The organism is Paenibacillus dendrobii, from assembly GCF_009807035.1.
GTDB lineage: Bacteria > Bacillota > Bacilli > Paenibacillales > Paenibacillaceae > Paenibacillus_AQ > Paenibacillus_AQ dendrobii.
The window spans coordinates 603,051-629,256 of sequence record NZ_WUBI01000002.1 but is presented as its reverse complement, the minus strand read 5'-3'; the positions used below and the strand labels follow the sequence as shown (position 1 = coordinate 629,256).

Annotated in this window: 21 protein-coding genes; all 21 read left to right on the top strand. The window is 51.3% G+C overall.

All coding sequences use genetic code 11. The annotated features are described in order from the left end of the window. Positions 1-342: 342 nt before the first annotated feature. A complete protein-coding gene (gene addB, locus GRF59_RS16905) occupies positions 343-3,855 on the top strand; it encodes a helicase-exonuclease AddAB subunit AddB (protein WP_160498859.1) in 3,513 nt (1,170 codons plus the stop codon). Next, positions 3,813-7,919, top strand: coding sequence for a helicase-exonuclease AddAB subunit AddA (gene addA, locus GRF59_RS16900; protein ID WP_160498858.1), 4,107 nt, complete (start codon positions 3,813-3,815; stop codon positions 7,917-7,919). Before addB ends, addA begins: the two co-directional genes overlap by 43 nt. Positions 7,920-7,981: 62 nt before the next feature. Next, entirely contained in the window at positions 7,982-9,160 is a 1,179-nt protein-coding gene (locus tag GRF59_RS16895) for an exonuclease SbcCD subunit D (protein ID WP_160498857.1), read from the top strand. Continuing rightward, positions 9,157-12,573 carry an AAA family ATPase gene (locus GRF59_RS16890; RefSeq protein ID WP_160498856.1) on the top strand — a complete coding sequence of 1,139 codons (3,417 nt, stop codon included), beginning with the start codon at positions 9,157-9,159 and terminating at the stop codon, positions 12,571-12,573. Before GRF59_RS16895 ends, GRF59_RS16890 begins: the two co-directional genes overlap by 4 nt. Positions 12,574-12,831: 258 nt before the next feature. Next, a complete protein-coding gene (locus GRF59_RS16885) occupies positions 12,832-13,200 on the top strand; it encodes a hypothetical protein (RefSeq protein WP_160498855.1) in 369 nt (122 codons plus the stop codon). A gap of 158 nt (positions 13,201-13,358) precedes the next feature. Continuing rightward, on the top strand, positions 13,359-13,718 hold the full coding sequence (locus GRF59_RS16880) for a histidine triad nucleotide-binding protein (RefSeq protein WP_160499131.1): 360 nt from the start codon (positions 13,359-13,361) through the stop codon (positions 13,716-13,718). A 139-nt stretch (positions 13,719-13,857) separates the two neighbouring features. Then, positions 13,858-14,031, top strand: coding sequence for a 30S ribosomal protein S21 (gene rpsU, locus GRF59_RS16875; RefSeq protein ID WP_036712328.1), 174 nt, complete (start codon positions 13,858-13,860; stop codon positions 14,029-14,031). A 16-nt stretch (positions 14,032-14,047) separates the two neighbouring features. Beyond that, entirely contained in the window at positions 14,048-14,491 is a 444-nt protein-coding gene (locus GRF59_RS16870) for a GatB/YqeY domain-containing protein (protein WP_160498854.1), read from the top strand. A gap of 130 nt (positions 14,492-14,621) precedes the next feature. Then, positions 14,622-15,974: an NfeD family protein gene (locus GRF59_RS16865; protein WP_423802961.1), complete on the top strand. Its 1,353-nt coding sequence runs from the start codon at positions 14,622-14,624 to the stop codon at positions 15,972-15,974. Between the two features lie 95 nt (positions 15,975-16,069). Beyond that, positions 16,070-17,071 (top strand): flotillin-like protein FloA, encoded by a 1,002-nt coding sequence (gene floA, locus GRF59_RS16860; RefSeq protein WP_160498853.1) that lies wholly within the window; start codon positions 16,070-16,072, stop codon positions 17,069-17,071. 13 nt (positions 17,072-17,084) lie between these two features. Next, positions 17,085-17,621: a hypothetical protein gene (locus tag GRF59_RS16855; RefSeq protein ID WP_160498852.1), complete on the top strand. Its 537-nt coding sequence runs from the start codon at positions 17,085-17,087 to the stop codon at positions 17,619-17,621. Positions 17,622-17,808: 187 nt separating this feature from the next. Then, the gene (gene yqfC / locus GRF59_RS16850) at positions 17,809-18,102 is read left to right on the top strand and encodes a sporulation protein YqfC (RefSeq protein WP_160498851.1); all 294 of its coding nucleotides are present in this window, start codon (positions 17,809-17,811) and stop codon (positions 18,100-18,102) included. Then, positions 18,099-19,295, top strand: a complete 1,197-nt coding sequence (gene yqfD / locus GRF59_RS16845) for a sporulation protein YqfD (RefSeq protein WP_160498850.1) — start codon at positions 18,099-18,101, stop codon at positions 19,293-19,295. The genes yqfC and yqfD overlap by 4 nt, the downstream gene beginning before the upstream one ends. 6 nt (positions 19,296-19,301) lie before the next feature. Further along, positions 19,302-20,273 (top strand): PhoH family protein, encoded by a 972-nt coding sequence (locus GRF59_RS16840; protein WP_160498849.1) that lies wholly within the window; start codon positions 19,302-19,304, stop codon positions 20,271-20,273. A gap of 17 nt (positions 20,274-20,290) precedes the next feature. Beyond that, complete coding sequence (locus GRF59_RS16835) at positions 20,291-22,546, top strand: HD family phosphohydrolase (protein WP_160498848.1); 2,256 nt, start codon at positions 20,291-20,293, stop codon at positions 22,544-22,546. Between the two features lies 1 nt (position 22,547). Then, entirely contained in the window at positions 22,548-23,045 is a 498-nt protein-coding gene (ybeY, locus tag GRF59_RS16830) for an rRNA maturation RNase YbeY (RefSeq protein ID WP_160499129.1), read from the top strand. After that, a complete protein-coding gene (locus GRF59_RS16825; RefSeq protein ID WP_160498847.1) occupies positions 23,045-23,419 on the top strand; it encodes a diacylglycerol kinase family protein in 375 nt (124 codons plus the stop codon). The genes ybeY and GRF59_RS16825 overlap by 1 nt, the downstream gene beginning before the upstream one ends. Positions 23,420-23,459: 40 nt before the next feature. Then, on the top strand, positions 23,460-23,879 hold the full coding sequence (cdd, locus tag GRF59_RS16820; protein WP_160498846.1) for a cytidine deaminase: 420 nt from the start codon (positions 23,460-23,462) through the stop codon (positions 23,877-23,879). Positions 23,880-24,018: 139 nt separating this feature from the next. Then, positions 24,019-24,921, top strand: coding sequence for a GTPase Era (era, locus tag GRF59_RS16815; protein ID WP_160498845.1), 903 nt, complete (start codon positions 24,019-24,021; stop codon positions 24,919-24,921). Between the two features lie 109 nt (positions 24,922-25,030). Continuing rightward, a complete protein-coding gene (locus GRF59_RS16810) occupies positions 25,031-25,186 on the top strand; it encodes a YqzL family protein (RefSeq protein WP_160498844.1) in 156 nt (51 codons plus the stop codon). A 36-nt stretch (positions 25,187-25,222) separates the two neighbouring features. Next, on the top strand, positions 25,223-25,984 hold the full coding sequence (recO, locus tag GRF59_RS16805; RefSeq protein ID WP_160498843.1) for a DNA repair protein RecO: 762 nt from the start codon (positions 25,223-25,225) through the stop codon (positions 25,982-25,984). The last annotated feature ends 222 nt before the right edge of the window (positions 25,985-26,206 follow it).

Below are 26,206 nucleotides of genomic sequence, written 5' to 3'. Positions count from 1 at the left end.
AATTTTAAGCAAGCCCGAAGTTGTAATCATATTAGAGCGTGCATTTTATCCTAAGAGAGCGCCGCCCGAGACGGATGCCCTCGCGGACTATGAGCCCTTATGAATTGGGACTGTTTTCCATGATGGATCAAACCAAAGATTACCTTGAAACGATAGCAAAAATTTAGTGGTAAAATAGGATGAGTTGCACATTCGTAGATTCAGAGAATAGTTCGTTTAACAAACGTATGTTCTATTCTTTTTTTGTTATGATATACTGAGTGATATATTTAATGATTGTTTACGGAAGCTATTTTTCATGTCATAGATTCTATCGATTACATAGATTGAAGGAGGAGCATCATGCCGGTTCATTTTCTTATCGGACGTTCCGGAAGCGGAAAAACGACAACTATACTTGAAGAGATATCTCGCAGGCTGGAGGCAGCGCCGCAAGGGAAAGCCATGATTCTTCTGGTTCCGGAGCAGGGATCATTTCAGGCCGAGCACGGTTTGGTCACGGCAGGACGGATCAAGGGGAGCGTCAGGGCACAGGTACTAAGCTTCCGCCGCCTGGCATACCGCGTGATGCAGGAAACCGGGGGCGCAGCCCGGGTTGGCATCAGCGATGAAGGCAAAAAAATGCTGCTATACAAAATTATTCAGCGCCGCAAGGACGAATTGAAGCTGTTTGGGGCTTCGGGAGAGCAGCTCGGTTTTGTCGGACGTCTGGGAGACGTGTACACCGAGATGAAACGGTATTGCATCGATTCCTCTGCACTGAAGCAGGTGCTCGATCACATGGTGGCTGCCTCGTCGGCCACGCCGATTCTGCGTAATAAGCTCGAAGACTTGTGGACGGTGTACCGGGATTTCGAACAAGAAATGTCCCCTTTGTATAGCGATGAAGAAGATCATTTAATGCGATTGACCGACGCGATCCAAGATTCCGAATACTTGAGGGATGCGGAAGTTTGGATCGACGGCTTTCATGGGTTCACTCCCCAGGAGCTCCAGGTCGTAAATCAACTGATGCTGCATGCAGCTTCCGTCACGATCTCGCTGACACTCGACAAGCCTTACGACGGGCTGCGGATGCCGCATGAGCTGGATTTGTTCCATCCGACAGCAACGACCTACGTAAAGTTAAGGGGGATGGCGGAGGAACTTGGTCAGGAGATAAATAACACCGTTCTTGCACCAGATGTGCTGCCGAGGTTTCAGGAGAGCCCGCTGCTGGCTCATTTGGAGCGGGGGTATGACCGGCGGCTTCGTTATTTGCCGACTGGCGGACAATTTGAGGATGGGATATCCGTCCACTCTGCCTCAAGCCGCCGTGCCGAAGTTGAAGGCGCACTGCGGGAGATGCTTCGGCTGGCACGCGACGAGGGTGTGCGCTTTCGCGAGATGGCCATTTTCGTGCGTAATCTTGCCGACTATGAGCATCTTGTCATGCCTCTTTTCCAAGACTACGGCGTACCTTTGTTTCTCGATCAGAAGAGAAGCGAGCTCCATCATCCGCTCGTAGAATTTTTGAGGGCCGCGATGGATGTGATCCGGCGCTTTTGGAGACATGAGGACGTATTTCGTTGCGTGAAAAGTGATCTCCTGCTTCCCCTGGACGGATCGCTGACCCGCGAAGACATGGACAGGCTGGAGAACTATGCGCTTGCCAGCGGAATTCAGGGCTATCGGTGGACGGATGGGCGTCCATGGAAGGGCATTCCAAGCTTGTCCTTGGAAGAAGGCGGTTCGCCACAACGCCAAACCGGTGAAGAACTTCTGGAACTGATGGAACGCTGCAGGGATGCGGTTACCGGCCCTCTATCGGTTTTTGATAAACGGATCAAACGTGCCAAGACTGCGCGCGAGATGAGTACGGCGGTATTCGGGCTGCTGGAGGACGCCGGAATACCTCAGAAACTGGATCTGTGGAACCGTGAGGCTCTGCAGAACGGCCGTCCGGAAGCTGCGAGGGAGCACCGGCAGCTATGGGGCGAGGTTCTGAACCTTCTGGACCAGATCGTTGAAATGATGGGTACGGAGAAGATGACGTTCGAATTATTTGCCGGTATTTTGGAAACGGGTCTCAGCGAGTTGAAATTGGGCCTAGTGCCACCATCTCTCGATCAGGTCCTTGTAGGAACGATGGACCGTACCCGGACGACGGGCATTAAATATGCGTTTTTAATGGGAGTCAATGATGGAGTCATCCCCGCCGTATACCAGGAGGACGGTATTATTACCGAACAGGAGCGGTCGGTGCTTGCGGATACGGGCATGGAGCTTGCCCCCGGAATAGCCCGCAAACTGCTGGACGAACGATTCCTGATCTATAATGCCCTTACTTCCTCGAGTCGGCATGTCTGGATCAGCTATCCTGCCGCAGACGACGAAGGAAAGGAACTGCTGCCATCGGAAGTGGTAAGGCATCTGGCAAGAATGTTTCCGGGACTGAAAGATCAGCGGCTGTCCGCACAGCCCGGAGCCGATCAGAATGCCATAGAGCATGCCATGTATATCGAGCATCCCCGTCAGACGCTAAGCCATCTTATTGTACAGCTTAGAAGATGGAGACAAGGTATGAAAGTGCCTGAAATCTGGTGGAATGTGTACAACTGGTATCTTCAGGATTCGCAGTGGCGAGCACCGATGGATATGCTGCTGCGATCCCTTTTTTACCGGAACGAAACGCTGACGCTGCAGGCAGATACCAGCCGAAGGCTGTATGGAAACAAAGTCCGCACAAGCGTTTCAAGAATGGAGAGGTTTGTAGCTTGCCCATTCTCCCACTTTGCCTCACATGGACTGAAGCTGAAGGAACGCCAGCTATACCGGCTGAAGGCGCCCGATATCGGGCAGCTGTTCCATGCTGCGCTAAGCGAAATGGCGATAAGGCTGAAGGAGCAGCACCGCAGCTGGGGCAGCCTCTCGGCAGACGAATGCCGCAGGGAAGCGGAGATGACGGTAGAGCGCTTGGCTCCGATGCTGCAAGGAGAGATCTTGCTGAGTTCCAAGCGGTACGGTTATATTTCGCGCAAGCTTAAGAATATCGTCGGCAGGGCATCCGTTATTTTGGGTGAACATGCGCGGCGCGGCAGCTTTGAACCGGTTGGCTTGGAACTGGATTTCGGTCCGGGCAAACCGCTGCCTCCGCTGACTTTTGAACTGGAGAACGGCTCGGTGATGGAAGTTGTCGGCCGGATCGACCGGGTGGATATGGCACAAGGGGAAGATGGACTTTTGCTGCGTGTCATCGACTATAAATCCGGACAAAAGGATCTCAGATTGCATGAGGTTTATTATGGCCTTGCCCTGCAAATGCTGACTTATCTGGATGTTCTTCTGACTTATGCGGAACAATGGCTCGGCAGCAAAGCTTTGCCTGCAGGCACGTTGTATTTCCATGTGCATGATCCAATATTGCAGTCTGCAAATGGCATGACTATGGATCAGGCCGCTGAAGAGCTGCTGAAACGATTCAAAATGAAGGGCTTGCTGATGGCCGACCGTGAAGTTGTGTCCAAAATGGATACATCGCTGGATAAAGGTTACTCGTCCATTCTGCCGGTAGCCGTTAAATCGGATGGCAGCTTCTACAGCAGCGCATCGGTGGCTAGTCCGGAGCAGTGGGATCATTTGCTTACCTCCGTAAGGAGCAGCATTGAAACGATCGGAACGAGGATCACGGAAGGCGATGTGCGCATAGAGCCCTACCGCATCCAGCAGGAAACCGCCTGCACCTTCTGTCCTTTCAAGCCGGTGTGCCAGTTTGATGAAACTGTTGAGGGCAATCATTACCATTTGCTGGGCAAGCCGGATAAATCGCAGGTATGGGAAATGCTGTCCCAGAGCAAAGGAGGAGAAACATCTTGAGTCTAATACCGAAACCTGAAGGCAGCATGTGGAGTGATGATCAGTGGAAGGCCATTTCCGAAACGGGTGATCACATTCTTGTCGCTGCCGCCGCTGGATCGGGCAAAACAGCTGTACTGGTAGAGCGCATTATCCGCAAAATTATTGATACCGATCAAGGTTTCAGCGTAGATCGGCTGCTGGTTGCAACATTCACCAAAGCTGCTGCCGCCGAAATGCGAGACCGGATCCGCGAAGCGCTGGACAAGGAGCTCGAAAAGGACCCGGAGAATGTCCACTTGCGCCGTCAGCTGTCGCTGCTCGGAAGGGCTTCAATTACGACTCTCCACTCCTTCTGCCTGGAGGTCATTCGAAGATATTACCAAATGATCCCGATGGATCCCAATTTCCGCATCATCAACGAAAATGAGGCGGAGCTGCTGCGGCAGGAAATCCTGGAGGAGCTGTTTGAGGAAAAGTACGGGATGGAAGGAGAAGGCAGCGACTTTATCCGGCTGGTGGATTGGTTCAGCGGTGAGCGCACTGACGACGCCATGCATCTTCTGGTTCAGAAGCTGTATGATTTCTCGCGAAGCCATGCATGGCCCGATCGCTGGCTAAGGGATACTGCCGATGCCTTTGCGGTTCAAGATACGGAGAGTCTCGGACGGACCGCATGGGTGCAGAGCATCCTGCAAGATGCCCGACTTGCTCTGGCTGGAGCGGAAGGACTTCTGAAGCAGGCCCATGGGCTCGCGATGGCTCCCGGCGGACCGGGTGCATATGCGGATAACCTGAACGCGGATCTAGAGATGATACGCATGCTTCAGGATGCCATGGAACATCGTTCATGGGAAGAACTGTATGACATTTTCCAAGGGATATCCTTCGGCAAATTAAAGAGCGTACGCAAGGATGAGACCGACCCGCAGCTGCAGGAACGCGTTAAGGAATTGCGGGATTCTGTAAAGAAGACGGCTGCCGATCTGCGCGGAGCGTTGTTCGGACGTTCCGCAGAGACTTTTCTTGCCGAGCTGAACGAAGCAGCACCATTGATGAAGGAATTGGCCGAGCTTGTAATCGAGTTCGGAGAACGCTACGACGTGGAGAAACGCAAAAGAGGTGCGGTGGATTTCAGTGATCTGGAACATTATTGCCTGCGAATTCTGCTGCACGGCGATTCGACGCCGGATCATCCGATGCCTTCAGACGCGGCGATGGAATACCGCGAACAATTCGACGAAGTGCTGCTGGATGAATACCAGGATACCAACAGTGTTCAGGAGACCATTGTGAACCTGATATCCAGGGACATGCCGGGAAACCGCTTTATGGTTGGGGATGTGAAACAGAGTATTTATCGGTTCCGTCTGGCAGAGCCGGGTCTGTTCCTGGATAAATACCGCAGATACGACAGCGGCAGCAGCGGGATTCGAATTGACCTTGCACGGAATTTCCGCAGCCGCATGGAAGTGGTGGATGCGGTCAATGTGATTTTCCGACAGATTATGAACGAAACGGTGGCCGAGGTCAGTTACGACCAACGCGCTGAGCTTGTATACGGTGCGTCGTTCCCGAACGCTGGTGATGAAGAAGAAGCGATCTCGTCCAATCCATATGAGCCTGAGCTTCTTTTGATTGACCGCGCAGGCAAGGGATCATCTGCCGAAGAAGAGACCCAAGACGGTGAAGGCGAGGGGCTCTTGCAAGAAAGCGAGATTTTGGAGATGGAAACCGCACAGTTAGAGGCGAGGGCCATCGCCAAAAAGATCCGGAACATGCTGGGCGATACATCCGCGAAACCGCTTCTTGTTTATGATAAGGGACTTAAAGAGATGCGTCCGGTTCAATACGGGGATATGGTTATTCTTCTGCGTTCCGCCTATATCTGGGGACCGCTCATCATGGAGGAGTTGAAGCAGCTTGGGATTCCTGCTGACGGGGAGCAGAGCCGAGGTTATTTTCAAGCCACGGAAGTGGAGATCATGTTGTCCCTCCTGCAAATCATTGACAATCCTCAGCAGGATATCCCGCTTGCGGGTGTATTGCGTTCCCCGATTGTCGGGTTGACGGAAGAAGAGCTGGCACAAATCCGGCTCGTGCAAAGCGGTTCATTCTATGATGCTCTTATTGCCTCTGTGAAGGGGGGAAGAGATGGGGAAAACGAAGCGCTGCAGGAACTCGGACAAGCAATAGCGGAGGCTGCGCCAGCATTGGAGATGACATTCCCTGCTCAAGAGGTTGAGGAACAAGGTCTTCATGACTCAACAGCTGTTCCTGATCCAGTCACTGGCAACGTCCTCTCGCCAGAGCTGACATATAAGATCAACGATTTTGTGAAGCGGTTGTTAAGTTGGCGCGATATTTCCCGGCAAGAGAGCCTAGGCGACTTGATATGGCGTGTCTACAGGGAAACGGGATATCTCGACTGGGTCGGGGGCCTGCCGGGCGGAGCAGAGCGCCAGAACAACTTAAAGGCTTTATACGACCGGGCTGTCCAGTTCGAACAAACGACAGCTTCAAGAGGCCTTTTCCGCTTCCTGACCTTCGTGTCGCGGCTGCGTGACCGGGGCGGGGATTTAGGCGGCGGAGGCAGCACCGAGCATAAGGACAACGCGGTAAGGATCATGACAATTCATAAAAGCAAAGGACTCGAGTTTCCGGTCGTTTTTCTGGCAGGCATGTCCAAGACCTTCAATCAGCAGGATTTGAATGCCTCATTCCTGATGCATAAGGAGCTTGGATTCGGGCCTAAATTTGTGGACGAGGAGAAGCGTGTAAGCTTTCCGACTCTCCCTAACCTTGCCATCCGCCGCAGGTCGCAGTTGGAACTGCTTGCCGAAGAGATGAGAGTCCTTTACGTGGGGCTGACGCGCCCCAAGGAAAAATTATTCCTGATCGCCACCGTCAAGGATCTGGGCAAAAAGGTATCCTCTTGGGCCCAAGTGCAGGAGGAGCCGGAGTATATGCTTCCTGATTATATACTCGCTAAAGGACGCAGCTATATCGACTGGGTAGGTCCTGCACTAATACGCCATCCTGGCGCAGCCAAGCTGAGAGAGATGATGGATCTGGGTACAGCGGTGTCCCCGGTTCTTGCCATGGATTCATCGGTTTGGAAAATATCTGTACAACCTGCCGATGAGCTTACTCTGGCTGCACTCGGGGGTTGGGAGGAAGAAGAAGAGTCAACGCCCGAAAGGAAAAATCGGCTGCAGGCCATCATGAATCGCCAGTCCGTAGACCCGGAGGTCATGGAGAACGGGAACGGTTTGCTGGATGAGCCAGCGATCGGTTTCAGGCTGAACTGGCAGTATCCCTATGAAACAGCCACTAAACTCGCAGCCAAGACCTCCGTGTCCGAAATGAAGAAGCTATTGAGCCTGCAGGATCAGCCATCCGAAAATTGGGTGGAAAATGAACAGCTCCGCAGGGACATGGAAGAACCTGCCCGAAATCTGTCTTTTACACTTCCGCTCCAGCGTCCGAAGTTTATGGAACAGAATGCTTTGACGCCTACGGAACGTGGAACGGTGTACCACACGCTGATGCAGCATATTCCGCTAGGCCAGGGCCATGTAAATGCAGCAGTCGTTGAGGAGACGGTGCAGCGTCTGGTTGAGCGTGAGCTGCTGACTCGGGAGCAGGCGGAAATTATCCGGCCTGAAGAAGTGGGGATGTTTTTCGGCACAGAGATTGGAGAAAGGCTGCAGGCCGCTGAATGGACGACACGCGAAATGCCTTTCAGCTATGGCTTAACTGCTGAGGAGGCACATAACGGACTGTTCTCGAATACGGCAGGCTTGCTGGAAAATCCGGATTTCTTCGAAATGTCTGTGCTAAGCGAGGAAACCGTGCTGATTCAGGGCGTAGTCGATTGTCTGTTCCGACAGGATGGACGGCTGGTGCTGCTAGACTACAAAACGGACCGAGTATTGGAGCACCGCGGCGGTATAAGCACGCTTGCGGAGCAATACCGTTTTCAGCTTCATTTGTACGCCAAAGCATTGGAAGATATATTGCATGAGGAAATCAGTGAGAAGTGGCTTTATTTCTTTGATGGAGGACATGCCGTCCGCTTGTGATTCAAAGCAATGATGCCCTCTCGTAAATGATAGTTTACACATGGGAAAGGGGAGAGTGCGGGATGCGCATACTGCACACTGGAGACTGGCATTTTGGTAAAACGCTTGAAGGCCGCAGCAGGCAAAGAGAGCAGGAGGATTTTGTGGACGAGCTTGTCCGGATCGCGAATGAGCAGCAGGCGGATTTGATCATGATGGCGGGGGATGTGTATGATTCCGTAAATCCCCCGGCGGTTGCGGAGCAGCTCTTTTATGAGGCTTGTGCAAGATTAACCGAGAACGGAAGGCCGCTGGTGGTTATTTCCGGCAACCATGACCAGCCCGAACGTGTTGCTTCGGTGTCACCTCTCGTGGCAAGGCAGGGAATAACGCTGATCGGGCTACCTATAGCGGAAGCGGTAACGGTAGGAACGTCACGTACCGGAGAGATCGCCAAAATCGCTGCGCTCCCCTATCCTTCTGAATCACGCCTGAATGAGCTTTTGTCCGCCGAGGGCAAGGAAGATGAGCTGCGGAAGGCTTACAGCGCCCGCGTAGGCATGCTAATGGGGAAGCTAGCCCGGGAGTTTTCGCCCAAAACAGTCAATCTGGCAATGAGTCATATCTATGTTTTGGGTGGTCTGGAATGCGATTCGGAACGCCCGATTCAGGTTGGGGGAGCCTACACGGTTGATCCCTCGGCACTGTCCGTAGGAGCCCAGTACACTGCTCTTGGACATCTTCACCGCCCGCAGGCAGTTAAAGGGGACGGCGTCATTCGATATAGCGGTTCCCCTCTTGCTTATAGCTTCTCGGAAGCCGGTCAGGCCAAATCGGTCATGATGCTGGATATCGCACCGGGTGGAGCGCCTGTGCTGGAAGAAGTGCATCTGTCCTGCGGTCGTCCGCTGGTACGGTGGAAGGCCAAGGGCGGACTGGAAGAGGTCTATCGTTGGCTGGATGAAGGAAGGGATGCAGAGGCCTTTATTGACCTGGAAGTATCACTTACCGAATCCATGTCGATTGGTGAAATACAGCGTCTGCGCAAAAGCCGGGAAGGATTTGTGCATATCCGTCCGGTTTATCCGGAGATGGAACAGGCAGAACTGCAGTATGAGCGTTCAGGGCTTCCGGTTTCCGAATTGTTCCGCAAATTCTATCAGCGACAAAGCGGAGGAGCTGAACCGGAGGATGAACTCGTACAGCTCTTTCTTGAGCTCGTGGAGGAAGATGGCGAGTCGAAGGAGGGAACTGTGGAATGAAGCCGATTACGCTTAAGCTTTCTGGTCTGCAGAGCTACAGGGAAATGCAGCAGATTGATTTTGAGGATCTGTGCGATATGGGGCTTTTCGGCATTTTCGGTCCGACGGGCAGCGGCAAATCAACGCTGCTGGATGCCATGACGCTCGCCTTGTACGGCAAAGTCGAACGCGCCGTTAACGGGACGCAGGGGATTATGAATCATTCAGAGGATTCGCTGTTCGTTTCCTTCAGCTTCGAGCTGACGTCAGCCGAAAGCAAACACCGGTACCGTGTTGAACGAAGATTCAAACGTACAAGCGAATTGTCTGTCAGCAATACGGTCAGCCGTTTCATTGAGGTAACGGATGAGGGCGAAAACGTACTGGCTGATAAATTGGCTGAGGTTACGCGATGCGTAGAGGACAAGATCGGGCTGAAGATGGATGACTTTACCCGGGCCGTCGTGCTCCCGCAGGGCAAGTTCGCAGAGTTCCTCTCCCTGAAAGGCAGCGAGCGCAGACAAATGCTGCAGAGGCTTTTTCACCTGGAACAGTACGGGGATCAGCTTGGGATAAAGCTCAGCCGCCGGGTTAAGGAAAATGATGGGGCTTTAAAAGCAGTGGAAGCAGAGCAGCAAGGTCTGGGTGAAGCTGGAGAAGAAGCTTTGAGAACAGCAGAGAAGCAGCTCCTGGACACGACTAACCATGCGGAAACCGTCCGCAAGAAGCTTCAAGTTTTGACCTTGGAAGCGGAAGAGAAGGGGAAAATCCGCGAGCGGCAGCTGGAGAAAAGCCGAAAACAGGCCCAGCTGGATCAACTTCAGGCTTCCGAACATGAAATGCTAGGGCTTGAGCAGAGGTTGGAGAAATCCGCCGCTTCCGCCGCTATTTTGCCCTCCCTTGTTTTGTGGCGGGAAAGCAAACAGGAATGGAAGCAGAAAGAGACGGAAAAGGCAGTGCTGCAGGCGAAAGCGGCTGAAGCCGAACAGGCAGCGGAGAAGGCTTGCGCCTCCGATGATGCGGCTCAGGAAGCCCTGGCTCTAGGCGAACCCAAGCTGCTGCAGCGGCAGGAACAGCTGGAGCAGGCGGTTTTGCTGCAGAAGGAAAGGGATGAGATCCAATCTCTTCATGAGCAGTTAGGCATTCAACACAAGCAAGCTTCCGCCAATATGAAAGAGCTTCAGCAGTCGCTCATCAGGGAGCAGGAGCTGTTGAACCGGGGAATTCAGAAGCAGTCGGAACTTCAGGAAAAATTAAACGGGCTGGAGATCACCTCGAAAGAGCGGGACATGCTGCACAAAGCGCTTCAGCTGCGCCAGATGCTTCTCTCAGGGGAAGAGCGTCGGGCGAAGGCTCAAAAGGAGCTCGAACAGCAACAGGAGAAGCTCTCACTGGCTCGGGAGAAGCATGAGCGGAATGCAAGGGAACATCATCAACTGCTGGAACAGGAAAAGAACCATGCCTATAAAGCTTCTGTCATCTTAACGCAGGCAGAAGACCAGGCAAAAATAGCTGAACGGGCGCTCTTTGGGCTCGATCAGGATGAGCTGCGGCTTCGCGAAGAATTGAAGCATCATCAGCTTCGCAGCTTGTCACTAGCGCTTGCAGATGAGCTTCGCGAAGGACAGCCATGCCCGGTATGCGGCTCGCTGGAACATCCGCTTCCTTCCCATTCGGCCGATAACGAATCGGATGAGCAAGAGGAGAAGCTTCGTCAGCTCCAAGAATTCAAGAACCGGCTGCAGGATGTGAAATATGCCCAGCGTCAGCTGATCCATGAGTGTTCCAATCTATGGGACAAGGATCTGTCAGGCGAGTCAGTCCCATCGATCTTGGACCACTCGGCAGCGGGCACCGAGACATTGGAAGCCTTGCCTGAGACTGAAGTCTTCACTGCTGTCGCCTGGGAAGAGCGAATTCACAATCTTGAGACTACCCGTCATGAATTGGCGGGTGAGCTTTCTGACTGGAGAAGAGAATCCTCGGAACTGAGGGAGAAACGCGAGCTCCTGCGGCAGACGGCTGTCAAGCAGGCTGCTGAAACGGAAGCGGGCAGTACTGTACTAGAACAGCGAATAGCTTCGCTTGAACAACTGTCCGGTGAAATCAAGCAGTTAGAAGCCCGGTGGTCCGGGGAATTGCCGGAGATTTTGATGGAAGAGGTTGAGACGCGCTGGTCGCTGATGCAGCAGAAGGACCACGAGGCGGAAGATGTCAAAGAGCGCCTGCGCCGAAGCATTCCCTTTCTTGAAGAAAAGAAAAATACAGTCCAGTCCATGGAGCGCAGCTTAATGGATGCGGAGAAGCAGCTGGTTCAGCTGGATGCCCAGCTTCAAGGCAAGCAGGAACTTCTGGCTGAAAAACAGCGACGCCTGCAGGCCTGGATCGGCGAGAGCCGGGCGGAAACACTGCTTGAAACCTGCATGCGGGAATTGAAGTCGCTCCGCGAGACGGCCGCGAAGGAGAAACAGCTCAGACAATCTGCGGAGCAGGCCAAGCACGAGAGCGCGAAATCTTATGCCATGGCTTCCCAGGCTGCGGATTCGGCAGCTGCCCATCATGATTCTGCGGGCAAACGTTGGGAGAAGCTGCTCGCAGATTCACCATTTGCAGCGGAAGTTGAAGTGGAGGATGCGAACATTCCGCCGCTTGAAGCAGAGCAGTTTGCTGCGAAGGTGCGGATGCACCGGGACGCTGAGAGGGATCTCCGCGCCGCGATCCGGCATATTGATGAACAGCTTCGTGACAGCACGTTGACGGAAGAGCAGTGGCTTCAAGTTACCGGAGAGTTGTCCCTCATCCGCCAAGCTGATGAAGAAGCCCTGCAGGCCAAAGCGCGGGCCGAACGTGATTTGGAGGATATTAAAAAGCGCCATGTACGCTGGACTGAGCTCGAGAAGGTACGGACTGAGCGGCAGCATGAATCGGAGAAACTCTCCAAGCTGCAGTCCTGTTTGCGCGGCAATGCGTTTGTGGAGTATATTGCGGAGGAACAGCTTATGCAGGTCAGTCAGGCTGCTTCGCAGCGTCTGAGATTTCTGACCAAGCAGCGATATGCCCTCGAAGTGGACTCCGGCGGCGGCTTCCTGATTCGCGATGATGCGAACGGGGGCGTTCGAAGACCGGTATCCACACTTTCCGGAGGAGAGACTTTCTTGACATCCCTGTCCCTGGCTTTGGCTTTATCAGCCCAGATTCAGCTCCGCGGACAGTACCCGCTGCAGTTCTTCTTCCTGGATGAAGGCTTTGGCACGCTTGATCCGGATCTGCTGGAGACGGTTATTTCCTCTCTGGAAAAGCTGCATAACGACCATCTGTCGGTGGGTGTCATCAGTCACGTTCCAGAGCTCCGTGCGCGTCTCCCGCGTAAACTTGTAGTGGTACCGGCAGAGCAGGCAGGCGGCGGTTCTAAAATTACGATGGAACAAATGTAGCGTGATGTAATTCACAGTTACAGCTGCAAGCTGCTGTTATAATACAGTCAAGCCGATATTCTTTCATGAAGCACCCCGGCGGACGTATGGCAGGGATATTCACTCCTTAACATACGTCCGTACGAAGCGAAGCTGGATTCAGCGGAGCGGGTGCTTCTTTTTTTGCGCTTTTTGCCCTCGTTTTTCTTAAAAGAGTAGCCATTCGCCCAGTTCTGAATATGATGACCGTGTAACTAGCAGACTGGGGAGGATCACGGAATGGAGAAGTTTGAGGCCAAAGAAGTTTGCAAAAAACATATGTATCGTTATGTCAGAGCTACCATGTCGGACGGAAGCGCCCATGATGGCTTTATTGAGCACGTCGATGAGGAGAATGTTTATCTGGCGGTGCCAGTAGGTCATGAAAATATGCCTTATCACCACGGTCAGGTAAGCCCATATCATCACGGTGGATGCTGGGACCCATGCTACCGGTATTATGAACAAGATACCCGGGCATTTTTTCCGGGATATGGCTTTGGTTTTGGTTCCCCTTACTATGGTTTTCCATATGGACACGGCCGCTTTAACAGATTTGCCTTGCCGCTAATCGCCTTGACGGCTCTTTCACTGCTGCCCTTCTATTAATCGGGACCACCGCATACATCAAGAATCAACTTCCGGGCGGAAAAAAGGGCTTTCTTACGGGAAGGCTCCTTTTTTATGGGAAAATTGGACGGACTCCCCCGGAATCCGTTATGATAATAGCAAAGGAAAAACAATATTACATATCGGAGGCGACGATCATGGACTGTCTCTTTTGCAAGATTACGGAAGGCAGCATACCTTCGCAAAAGGTGTTCGAGAATGAAAGAATTCTGGTTTTCAAGGATATCCAGCCGGCCGCACCTGTGCACGTGCTGATTATTCCCAAGAAACACATCGGCTCTATGAATGATGTAGAGGAGCAGGATCTTCCTCTCATCGCGGAAATGCACCAGGTCGCTCAGCAGGTGGCGAAGGAGCTTGGCGTTGCTGAATCCGGTTACCGCCTCATCAATAACTGCGGACCGGACAGCGGACAAGCCGTGCATCATATCCATTATCATCTCATCGGAGGAGCCAAATTGGGCGCCCTGACAGGCATTTCCGATTCACATGCTTAGAACATTTATCCATAAATTATAGGTGCTTTTTGAAAAAATAGGCGCCGAGGTTGACACCCTATTTCTCTTTCACCTATAATTAAATTTGATGAACCGTGTTATTGCTCTTGGACGGTCTGGTCGGAGGGAGGGAAAACTGGTGTCTGAAACTAAAGTTCGCAAAAACGAGTCTATTGATGCTGCACTTCGCCGCTTTAAGCGCTCCATCGCAAAGGATGGTGTATTGGCTGAGGTGAAGAAACGCAAGCATTATGAGAAGCCAAGCGTGAAGCGCAAGAAAAAGTCCGAGGCTGCTCGTAAGAGAAAGTTTTAGGAGGAACTGAACTATCATGAATCTTAGCGAACGATTGAACGAAGATATGATACAAGCGATGAAGAGCAAGGAGAAATTCAAGCTCTCCACTATTCGAATGGTTCGTTCAACGATCAAGAATCTTGAAATAGATTTGAAAAGAACTTTGGATGACAACGAAGTGCTTGATATCCTCAGTCGTGAAATTAAACAGCGCAAAGATGCCCTCCAAGAATTTAAAAAAGCAGGTCGTGACGATCTTGCAGCAAATGTCGAAGCAGAAATTGAGATTATCGGTCAGTATCTTCCCGAACAGCTTTCCGAAGAAGAAATAAAAGTTATTGTACAGCAGACCATCCAGGAAACCGGTGCTTCTTCGAAAGCGGACATGGGTAAAGTGATGAGCGCGCTGATGCCGAAAGTCAAAGGTCGCTCTGACGGAAAAGTTGTGAACCAAGTGGTTCAGCAATTTCTGCAATAAAACATAATGTGAAACACCCCTTTATAAGGGGTGTTTTTTCATTTTTTCTGAAACGGTAAGCCTTTTCCTGCGTAATAACTAGCATATGCTGGACAATATATTATAATCATGGGGAAGGGAGGGGAAAACATTGGATTTATCGAAATGGACGAAGAGGCTGACCTTGTGGTTTGTTCTGGTTTTACTGGTTGGTTGGACCGCAGCCGTTATTCCGGGTATGGCGAATGCGGAAACGGCAAAAACAGGTCCGGTATACATGATTCCGGTTGATCAAAAAATTGAGACCGGTCTAGAAAAATTTATGAAACGCGGCTTTAAGGAAGCCGGCAAAATGAACGCGGAATTAATCATACTCGAAATCAATACGCCTGGCGGTTTGGTGAATACGGCACAGGATATCGGAAAAATGATTCGGGAGAGCAATATTACAACGGTTGCGTACATACGGGGCAATGCCGCCTCTGCCGGCAGCTATATCGCACTGAATGCGGATAAAATCGCCATGTCACCAGGCAGCATGATCGGTGCGGCGGCAATGGTGGACAGCACGGGCAAGCGGGTAGATGACCCTAAGCTTGTTGCGGCTTGGAAATCAGAAATGGCAGCTGCAGCTGAATCCAGCGGAAGAAAAGGCGAAATCGCGGCAGGCATGGCAGATATAAATGCTGTCGTGGATATGCCCGAGATCGGAGAAAAGAAAGAAAAGGGAGAAATCATTGCCCTATCGAGTGAACAAGCGCTAAAGGTAGGATATGCCGACACGATCGCGTCAACACCGGAGGAAGTCGTTTCCTGGATGGGATATTCCACAGATGATATCTTCCACGTCCAGCACACCGGCGCAGAGAAACTGGCTTCATTTTTAACGAATCCGATTGTGATGACCATCTTGCTGTTTCTGGGGATTGCCGGAATTGTTATCGAACTGATCGTTCCGGGCTTTGGAGCACCAGGCATCATCGGGGTGGCCGCTTTTGTATTGTACTTCTTCGGAAACTACGTAGCGGGATTTGCCGGTAATGAGACTTGGCTTCTCTTTATCGTTGGCCTTGTCCTGATGATCTTGGAGATGTTTGTGCCGAGTTTCGGGATCTTGGGAATTTTAGGCGCTATCAGCCTGGTTGCGGGTGTTGTGCGTGCGGCATATGATACGAGTCATGCGCTGCTATCCCTAGGGATTGCTTTTGCAGCAGCAGCCGTCGTTATTATTATTGTCGCCATTGTTTTTAAAGAGCGAGGTATATGGAACCGGTTTATCCTGAGCGAGTCGCTGACCAAGGAGCAGGGATATGTTCCCACAGACTCGAAGGAAGCTTTGCTTGGCCTGGAAGGCACCAGTGTTACGCCGCTGCGGCCTGCAGGAACAGCTGTGATCGGTCAAGAACGCATTGATGTCGTCACCGACGGCGAGTTCATTCCACGGGATACAGCGGTCGTTGTCGTCCTTGTGGAAGGCGCAAGAGTGGTCGTCAAGCAGAAATAAAACCTGTTCTTTTAACGGGAATCGTGTAACATGGTACTCATAGAACATCATGTAAGACTTTGGGATAATTATAAACATATTGGAGGATTGCTTTTATGACGAGTGCATCGTTGATCTCGATTTTGCTTATTGCTGTCGTGATTATTATCGTGCTGAGCGTGTTCTTCAGCTTCTTTCCGCTCACGCTCTGGATTTCCGCATTGGCTGCGGGCGTCCGCATCAGCATTATTACCCTGGTAGCCATGAGGCTCCGCCGCGTTACGCCTAGCCGGATTGTCAATCCGTTGATCAAAGCGACGAAGGCGGGTCTGGGACTCAACATCAACCAGCTTGAAAGCCACTATCTGGCAGGCGGTAATGTGGACCGTGTGGTCAATGCCCTGATTGCGGCGCAGCGTGCGGATATTCCGCTGGAGTTTACCCGTGCGGCTGCCATTGATCTGGCTGGACGCGACGTGCTGCAAGCCGTGCAAATGAGCGTTAACCCGCGTGTCATTGAAACACCTGTTGTGGCTGCGGTAGCGAAGAATGGTATCGAAGTGAAAGTAAAAGCAAGAGTTACGGTTAGAGCCAATATCGACCGTCTCGTTGGTGGTGCGGGTGAAGAGACGATCATTGCCCGCGTAGGCGAAGGTATCGTTACCACGGTCGGTTCCAGTGACTCGCATAAGGATGTACTGGAGAATCCGGACCGGATTTCGCGTACTGTATTGTCCAAAGGCTTGGATGCAGGTACCGCGTTTGAAATCCTGTCCATTGATATCGCGGATGTGGACGTAGGCAAGAACATCGGCGCCTATCTGCAAACGGAACAAGCGGAAGCGGACAAACGGATCGCCCAAGCGAAAGCGGAGGAACGCCGTGCGATGGCGGTAGCTCAGGAGCAGGAAATGAAGGCACGCGTAGTAGAAATGAGAGCGCGCGTAGTTGAATCCGAATCCGAGGTTCCGCTTGCAATGGCAGAAGCGCTTCGTTCCGGCAAAATCGGTGTGATGGATTACATGAATTTGAAAAATATTGAAGCGGATACCCAAATGAGAGGCTCGCTTGGCAAGATGGGCGAAGGAGACCAAAACGGTCCTCAAAATAACAAGTAGGGAATGATGCTCCATGTGGATCTTGGAAAATTTCTATTGGATCCTGATTGTCGGGTTCGCGGTCATCTCCGCCTTGAGCAAAAGCGGTAAATCGAAGCAACAGCAGAATCGGCGGGGAATGCCGACCTTCGGCGGAGGGGGCGGTATGGACCGCAGGACGCGTTCCGCTGGACAGCAAGCTCCCAGAGCGCACGAAGATAGAAGAGCAGGGGATTTCGAAGCCGAATGGGAGCATGCCGAGAGAGCCGATGAATATAGAGGTTCCGGTCCCGACTACGATACCGGTGAAGGCGTATCAGATATGTGGAAAGAAGAAAAGCCGGAAACACTTGAAGACTATAAAAGAGAGATGGAGCAGCATTTGAATCGGGTAAATGCTTCGCTCGACCGGATCGAAAAAACGGCAACTGGATCACCATCCGGCCACACGCCGGGTACGGAACATGCCGAGCCGGTGTCTCCGCTTGCAAAGGAAGCCAGAAACGGCCTGATATGGGCTGAAATTCTTGGCCCTCCACGCTCTAAACGGCCTTATAACGGCCGTAAGTAACGCCGTAATCATAAGCCTTTTCTGTATGGCTGCAGGTATCCTCGATATCTGTGCGCCCTGCAGGAAGGGCTTTTTTGCTGCATATGGTTAATTCTCCGCTGTGAAATGCGTTGCATGGCTGAAAGCTCTCATAAAACAGCTGGACCGGGCATAAGTTGTAAAGTACAGGAAGGGGGAAGACCTTCGTATGACCCGGATCAGCCGCAGGCTGCGGAAATGGACAAATGAAGTGCTGGATTTGCCGCAGGATGTTCTGCTCGATCTGCCGCGGATAACCTTGGTGGGAAACAAGGAGCTTTCCATTGAAAATCATCGCGGCGTGCGGCATTTTTCAGAGAATAGAATGATTCTTTCCCTGAGCCAAGGATCGCTGGAAGTTGAAGGCACGGGACTCATGATCCGGGCGATTCTGCCGCAGGAAGTCATGATTGAAGGAATCATCACCAATATAAAATATTCAGGAATGGGGGAGAGCTCATGAAAATACCTACACTATCCGGCGTTCGTGGCTGTGTGCTGATTACGGTCAGAGGGGAGCATGTCAATCACCTGATCAATGCATTAGCGGAGTCGGGCATTCCCGTATGGGATATCCGTCCAACCAGTAATCAAACTGCCGATATGAAGCTGCTTTTGAGAGATTTTCATGCTCTTCGCCCTCTCCTCAAACGGACAGGCTGCCGGATGCATGTTGCGCGCCGGATTGGGCTGCCCTTTCGCATCGTTAAGCTGTATAAGCGCAAGTTTTTTGCCATAGGCATGATTGCGTTTTTTATGATGCTGTTTCTGCTCTCCTCCTTGGTCTGGAACGTCAACGTGACCGGGAATGAAAAATTGGCGACGGAAGATATCCTGAAAGTTGCGAAACAGGCTGGCATTCGCCCGTTCCAATGGATTTTTCGATTGGACGAGCCGGACAAGCTATCGCGTGAGCTGAGCATGAAGCTTCCCGGCACCTCCTGGGTGGGGGTAGAACGCAAGGGGACCACGATCACGATCCAAATTGTCGAGGCAGCGGAGCCCCAGAAGAATCCGCTGGTCAGCCCGCGCCATTTGATCAGCCGGACGGATGCGGTAGTGACAAGCATATACGCTGAACAAGGGCGACCTCTGGTTGAAAAAAACACGCGTGTTAAAAAAGGTCAGGTACTTATTTCCGGCATTCTGGGTGATGGAGCGGCCCATTCTCAAAGCGTGGTGGCCAAAGGTGAAGTCAAGGGTCTCGTTTGGCATGAATACAATTTGCAGGTACCGCTCGTCCAAAAGCGAAAAGTATATACAGGCGAACGAAAAAATAAAAGCTACCTCGTTCTCGGAAACCGTGCGATTCAGCTATGGGGATACGGGAAGGAACCTTTTGAAAAATCCAAGACTTTGACCGAGCATGATCCGCTCACCTGGCGTTCCATCGCGCTCCCGATCGGCTGGATGACAGAGAAAGTGATGGAAGTAGCGGAAGCTCAGGAGACGCTGCAGCCCGAAGAAGCCAAAAAACTGGGAATACAAGGTGCAGTTCGCGATATTTTGGCGAAATACGGCAGTGATTCGCAGATCATCAGCCAAAAAATTTTGCATGAGAAGAAAGAGAATGGTAAAGTTTATATGAAAGTGCTTTTTGAGGTGGAGGAAAGAATCGCTGAAGAGCTTCCCCTAGTTCATAGTCAAGGAGAATGAGGCTATTTGTCAGAGAAAAATCACAGTGCGCAAATTTCATTGCAAAGTGCAGGTGAAGGACTGTCCATTTTCGGACCTCAGGATACTTTTTTGAAAATGATTGAAGCTGAGATCCCGGCGCAAATCGATTCTCGGGAAGCTGAAATTACCATACGCGGCAGCCAGCACGACGTTCAGGTCGTGGAGCAGCTGTTTGAAGTCCTCCTGGAGCTTGTTCGTAACGGATATATCCTTTCTGAGCGGGACGTAGCATACGCCATTGATCTGGCCAAGGATTTTCGAGCTGATCAACTGCTAGATCTATTCAAGGGCGAAATTACAACAACGTTCCGCGGCAAGCCGATTCGCGTCAAAACGATTGGACAGAAGCATTATGTAACAACCATACGCAAACGGGATATCGTATTCGGTATCGGACCTGCTGGCACGGGCAAAACGTATCTGGCGGTCGTACTGGCCGTTGCAGCTTTGAAGGATGGTTCCGTGAAGCGGATCGTTCTGACGCGTCCGGCGGTCGAAGCAGGCGAAAGCCTCGGCTTTTTACCCGGTGATTTGCAGGAGAAGGTAGATCCGTATTTGCGTCCGCTTTACGATGCCCTCTATGATGTCATGGGACCGGAGCAAACGGCGAAAGCTCTTGAAAGAGGACTTATAGAAATTGCCCCGCTGGCGTATATGAGGGGCCGTACGTTAGATGATTCTTTTATCATACTGGATGAAGCCCAGAACACGACCCCCGAGCAAATGAAAATGTTTTTGACCCGTCTGGGTTTTGGCTCGAAAATGGTCATTACGGGTGACGTGACCCAGATCGATTTGCCGAAAGGCAAGAAATCGGGTCTGATTGAGGCCAAAAAGATCCTTAGCGGTATTGAAGAACTCGGCTTTGTATATTTTGCCGAACAAGATGTCGTCCGCCACTCTCTCGTTCAGAAAATTATCGTTGCTTATGATAAAGCTGCAGAAAATCAAGATTAGTAGAGGGGATTATCTTTATGACTTCGAAAGAATCGTCATCGGGCAAATCTTTCTCAATAAAAAATGCGGGCTGGAAACATAGCGCTGGGACACGCTATGTTCTCTTTTTATGCCTGGCGGTGTTGTTCTACGTCAGTTTGGCTCCTGATCTGCTCCCTGAGCGTTATAACATTCAGGTAGGGACGCGCAGCGAGAAGGAAATCAGAGCGCCAATGCAGATTCCTAACAACAAGGCGACGCTGAAAGCCCAGGAACAGGAAGCGGAACGGGTTCGGCCGATCTATACGATCGTAACGGTTCCCAATGAGAATTTGGTCGTTTCCATTCTGGACCGGATTGACCGGCTAAATCAGGATGATCAGGTATCGCGGGAAGATAAAATTTCGATTTACCGTTTGGAAATTCCGCAGCGTTCCAGGGATTTTATCCAAAATTTCGTTAACGCCAACCGATCTTCGGCCAATTATTCAGACAAGCTGATGGATGAGATGTTGAATATCACCAATCAACAGACGTATAAAATACCGGAAGAAACGTTCATTAAAATTCCGCGGCTGACGACGCAGGACATTGCGGAAATGAAGCCGGTCGCCCGGGAGATCGTTTCGAGATTGACGAATGACCAGGTGGTTGAAGCACAGGCTGCTCGTGCCAAGGTAGCCGAGCTGGTCAGCGCAAGTACTTTGAACCAGCGCACGGCGCGTGAAGTCGTTCAGGAGCTGTCCAAGCTTGCGATAACGGCAAACAAATTCTACGACGAGGAAGCGACCAAGGAAGCGAAGGTTCAAGCTCGCGAGAATACGCAGACCGTGTATATCAAGCAGGGAGATGTGCTTGTAGCCAAAGGACAGCTCATTACAGAGGATTTGTATAATCTGCTGGATGATAACGGCCTGCTTAAAAATGAGGTGAACTATTGGCCTCAGCTGGGCCTGCTGTTACTGTCGCTGCTTATGACGGGAGGACTCTTCCTCTTTATTCGGCAGTCTGATACCGGAAAGTTTAGATATAACAATTCCCAGATGCTTATGCTGGTGCTTATTTTTATCATTACGATCATTTCCATGCATTTGGCAGGGATTTTGCAGAGCAATGAAAGGCCTTACGTAGGATATTTGGCGCCTGTTGCCATTGGAGCAACCCTGGTAACCTTACTGCTGGATACTTCGCTTGCTTACTTTTGCGCAATGGTGTTCAGCATTCTGTCGAGCGTCATTTTGAATGTTCACCAAGGCCAAATGTTTGATTTCAGCTTCGGATTTTTCGCTTTGGTCGTATCGGCAGTGGCCATATTCACCATACACCGCGCGAGCCAACGTTCTACTCTGCTTAAAGGCGGCATCATGGTGTGCCTGTTCGGATCGCTGTCTGTATTTATCATGACGCTGATCAACAACGGCCAATGGAACCAGATGCAGACGTTGTACGGTATCGGATTTGCTTTTGCCGGAGGTTTGCTAACCGCGATTCTCGCGATTGGCCTCATGCCGTTCTTCGAGGTTACTTTCGGTATTCTGTCGGCCTTGAAGCTGGTTGAGCTGTCCAATCCGAATCATCCGCTGCTGCGGAAGCTGCTCACGGAGACCCCGGGCACATACCATCACAGCGTCATGGTCGGGAATCTGTCCGAAGCCGCCGCGGAAGCCATTGGAGCCGACGGGCTTCTCTGTCGCGTCGGATCTTATTACCATGATATCGGTAAGACCAAGCGACCGAGCTACTTTATCGAGAATCAGAACAATATGGAGAATCCGCATGATTCGATCGATCCGAAGATGAGCAAATCTATTATTATCGCGCATGCAAGAGATGGCGTGGAGATGCTAAAGGAATACAAGATTCCTAAACCGATCCGGGACATTGCGGAGCAGCACCACGGAACGACCTTTCTTCAATTCTTCTACCATAAGGCGCTTCGCTTGGCGGAGGAGCAGGGGAAGGAGCCTGATTTTACCGAGGAAGACTTCCGTTATCCGGGCCCGAAAGCCCAGTCGAAGGAATCGGCTGTTATCGGTATTGCCGATAGCGTGGAGGCGGCCGTACGTTCTTTGCGGAGCCCGACGGTGGATCAGGTGGAAAGCATGATCGAAAAGATCATCAAAAGCCGTCTGGACGATCACCAGTTCAATGACTGTGACCTGACCATGAAGGAACTGGATATCGTTGCGAAGACGCTGAAAGAAAGCGTTATGGGAATCTTCCATTCCAGGATAGAATACCCGGAAGAAATCAAAAAGAACAAAACGAATGATGACACAAGAAGGAGCGGTTAGCATGGGGCTGCAGCTGGCATGGAATAATGAGCAAGAGGAGCTATCAATCAGCGAAGAGCTGATATCAACGCTGGAGCTTCTTCTTCAAAAAGCCGGAGAAGTTGAAGGCGTGGCGGACGGCGAAGTAGCGCTCACGTTTGTCGACGATAAGCAAATACATGAACTGAATAAGGAATACCGCGGAATTGACCGTCCCACCGATGTGTTGTCCTTTGCCATGAACGAGTTTACGGATGAAGAACTGGACATCGTCTATGAGCTGGAGGAAAACGAAGAGCTGACGGACATGCCGGACATGCTAGGGGATATTATTATTTCCGTGAATCGCGCGCAGGCCCAAAGCGAAGAATATGGGCATTCCCTGGAACGTGAAATCGGATTTTTGTTCGTTCATGGTTTCCTGCATTTGCTTGGGTATGATCATCAAGACAAAGATAGCGAAGCCGAAATGATGGGCAAACAGGAAGCCGTACTGGCCGAAGTAGGGCTTACGCGCTAATGCGAAGAGGGTCCCTCATTGCCTCATTTGGCTATGCGGTCCAAGGCGTGTGTTATGCATTCCGCACACAGCGAAATATGAGAATTCATACAGCAGCAGCGGTTGCCGTGATAACAGCGGCAGCGCTGCTGCATTTGTCCTGGTCAAGGTGGGTGGTCCTCCTGCTCGCTATTACGCTGGTGATGGCCATGGAACTGATGAATACTGCGCTGGAATCGGTGGTGGATCTGGCTTCGCCCGAGCTTCATCCATTGGCCAAAGCAGCAAAGGATACGGCTGCTGGCGCTGTGCTGCTGGCGGCCGTATTTGCCGTCGCGGCAGGCATTATTGTATTTTACCGTCCCTTGATGGATTTGCTTGGCTCAGGCGGTTAGTATAATATTGGTTTTACGGAATTTGAGGAGGTTTACTTTTATGGATTCAGCACTTCTATTACAAGAAGCAATCAAAGCACGGGCGAATGCCTATACACCCTATTCCCATTTTGGAGTTGGAGCGGCTCTCTTGGACAAGAACGGTCATGTACATCATGGCTGCAATGTCGAGAATGCAGCATATGGACCGACAAATTGTGCGGAACGGACCGCTTTGTTCCGGGCAATCGCCGATGGACATAAAGCAGGCAGCTTCAAAGCGATGGCGGTGGTAGGCAATACAGACGGACCGATCACTCCATGTGGTGTGTGCCGTCAGGTACTGGTCGAGCTGTGTGATCCCGATATGAAAATCATTATGGGTAATATGAAAGGCGACATGACGGAGACTACCGTCCGCGATCTGCTGCCCGGTGCCTTCGGCCCTTCGGACCTTGAAAGCGGCAAGAGCAAGAACTAATCACGTATTCAACCAATAAACATCTAATCTGGGGCCCGTCTCTGCAGCCGGCATCTTTATCCTTGTGCCGCTTGCGGATTCAGGGCCCCGGGTGGTCTTTCCCAAACGGGGAGGAAACTTGAGGAGGTAATGAACATTTATGGCGAAGTCGTCATATAAATCAGGTTTTGTTGCTATCGTCGGCAGACCGAATGTAGGTAAATCCACATTAATGAACCAGGTTATAGGTCAGAAAATTGCGATCATGTCCGATAAGCCACAGACTACACGCAATAAAATTCATGGCGTATACACGACGGATCAAACCCAAATCGTATTTTTGGACACGCCAGGCATACACAAGAGACAATCCAAGCTTGGCGATTTCATGAACAATACCGCGCTGAATACTCTCAAAGAGGTTGAGGCTGTGCTGTTTCTGGCCGACACGTCAGAGGGCTTCGGCGGTGGCGACCGCTTCATCATCGAACAACTGAAGGGCGTCAAGACGCCAGTCATTCTTGTCCTGAATAAAATTGACAAAATTGACCCCGAGGCACTCCTTCCGATGATCGAGCAGTACAGCAAGCTGCATGATTTCGCTGAAATCGTACCGATATCGGCATTGAACGGAAATAACGTCAACCGCCTTCTGGAGCAGATCGAGAAGTATCTGCCGGAGGGACCTCAATATTATCCTGCGGATCAAATCACGGATCATCCCGAACAGTTCGTCTGTGCAGAGCTGGTTCGCGAGAAAATCCTGCATATGACGCGTGAAGAGGTACCACACTCCATTGCGGTTACGATTGAGGATATGCGCGTGCAGGAAAACGGCGTTGTTCATATTTCCGCGGTTATTTTCGTGGAGAGAGATTCCCAGAAGGGCATCATAATCGGCAAGCAGGGAGCTCTCCTGAAGGAAGTGGGCAAGCAGGCGCGGCAGGATATTCAGAATCTGCTGGGTTCGAAGATATTCCTGGAATTATGGGTAAAAGTAAAAAAAGACTGGCGCAATCAAGACCGCGTGCTTCGTGACCTCGGTTTCCACCGCGACGCCTAAACCGCAATGCATGCCGCTGGCAGGATTTGCTTCACATACAACCGGCGCGTTCGCCACATCCTATTTTTGAAGATGCAGACGTCATTTCCAAAGAAAGGGATGAATACGAATGCGAGATTTTTCGTGGAAGTATTTTGCGATGACTGGAGATGTGGATGCTTATATGCTCTATAAGGAACACGGCGGCATAAGCATGGCCGAAACGGCTGCAGTGCCCGAAACGGCGGCAGCGGAAGAGACGGAAAATCATGAAGAAAACGAATGATCTTTGGCTGCTCCGGGAATGGCTGGGGGAAGAGGCATGCTATACAGGGTGGAAGGGATCGTCATCCGCAGCATGGACTACGGCGAAGGGAACAAAATCATTACGATTTGCACCGAAAACGCGGGCAAAGTAGGGGTTCTGGTCCGCGGGGCGAAAAAAGTCAAAAGCCGCCATGCTGCCTTAACGCAGCTGTTTACGACAGCAGAATATGTTTTTTTCAGAAACGTGACGGGCCTCGGAACGCTGAATTCAGGCGAAATCAGCAGCTCGCATCATGTACTTCGCCAGGATATTGTTCTTGCGGCTTATGCATCCTATGCATGTGAACTGCTAGACCGGGTACTCCAGGACGAAGAGACGGGAAGCTTCTGGTATCATCAGCTAAAAGCTTGTCTGGATGCGCTGGAGGAAGGCAAGGATCCCGGCATCACAATCAATTTGTACGAGATGAAAATTCTTCAGACTGCAGGATACGGACCTGAGCTCCTGTCCTGCATTTCTTGCGGAAGGGATTTGTCGGAGGAAGACAGCAACGTGGCGGTGAGCCCAAGATTGGGCGGCGTATTGTGCCGTTCCTGCAAGCATATGGATCCACCGGCGCTGAAAATATCTCCCAAAAGTCTGAAGCTGCTCCGTTTGTTTGCTCGGCTGGATCTGAGACGAATGGGGCATGTGGATGTAAAAGAAGAGACAAAAGCGGAGCTTAAGGCGGTTATGCGCGCATTTATGGACATGCAGCTTGGCCTGAACTTGAAATCCCAAAGCTTTCTGGACCAGATGGAGAAATATGGACTGTAACATCAATTTGACTTATCGCTGGATATCCAGTAATATAGATTAAGTTTCTTTTTAAATTGTCTGACATGCGTTGATCGGAAGAAGTAGTGAACGTTGATTCCAGCAGCGAGCCGGGGAAGGTGAAAGCCCGGTGGAATGAATTCATGAACATGGCATCCGGGAGCATGATATGAAATCGGAGAAAAGAGGATTGCAGTTTTCCGGCGAATGCTGGGAATGGCA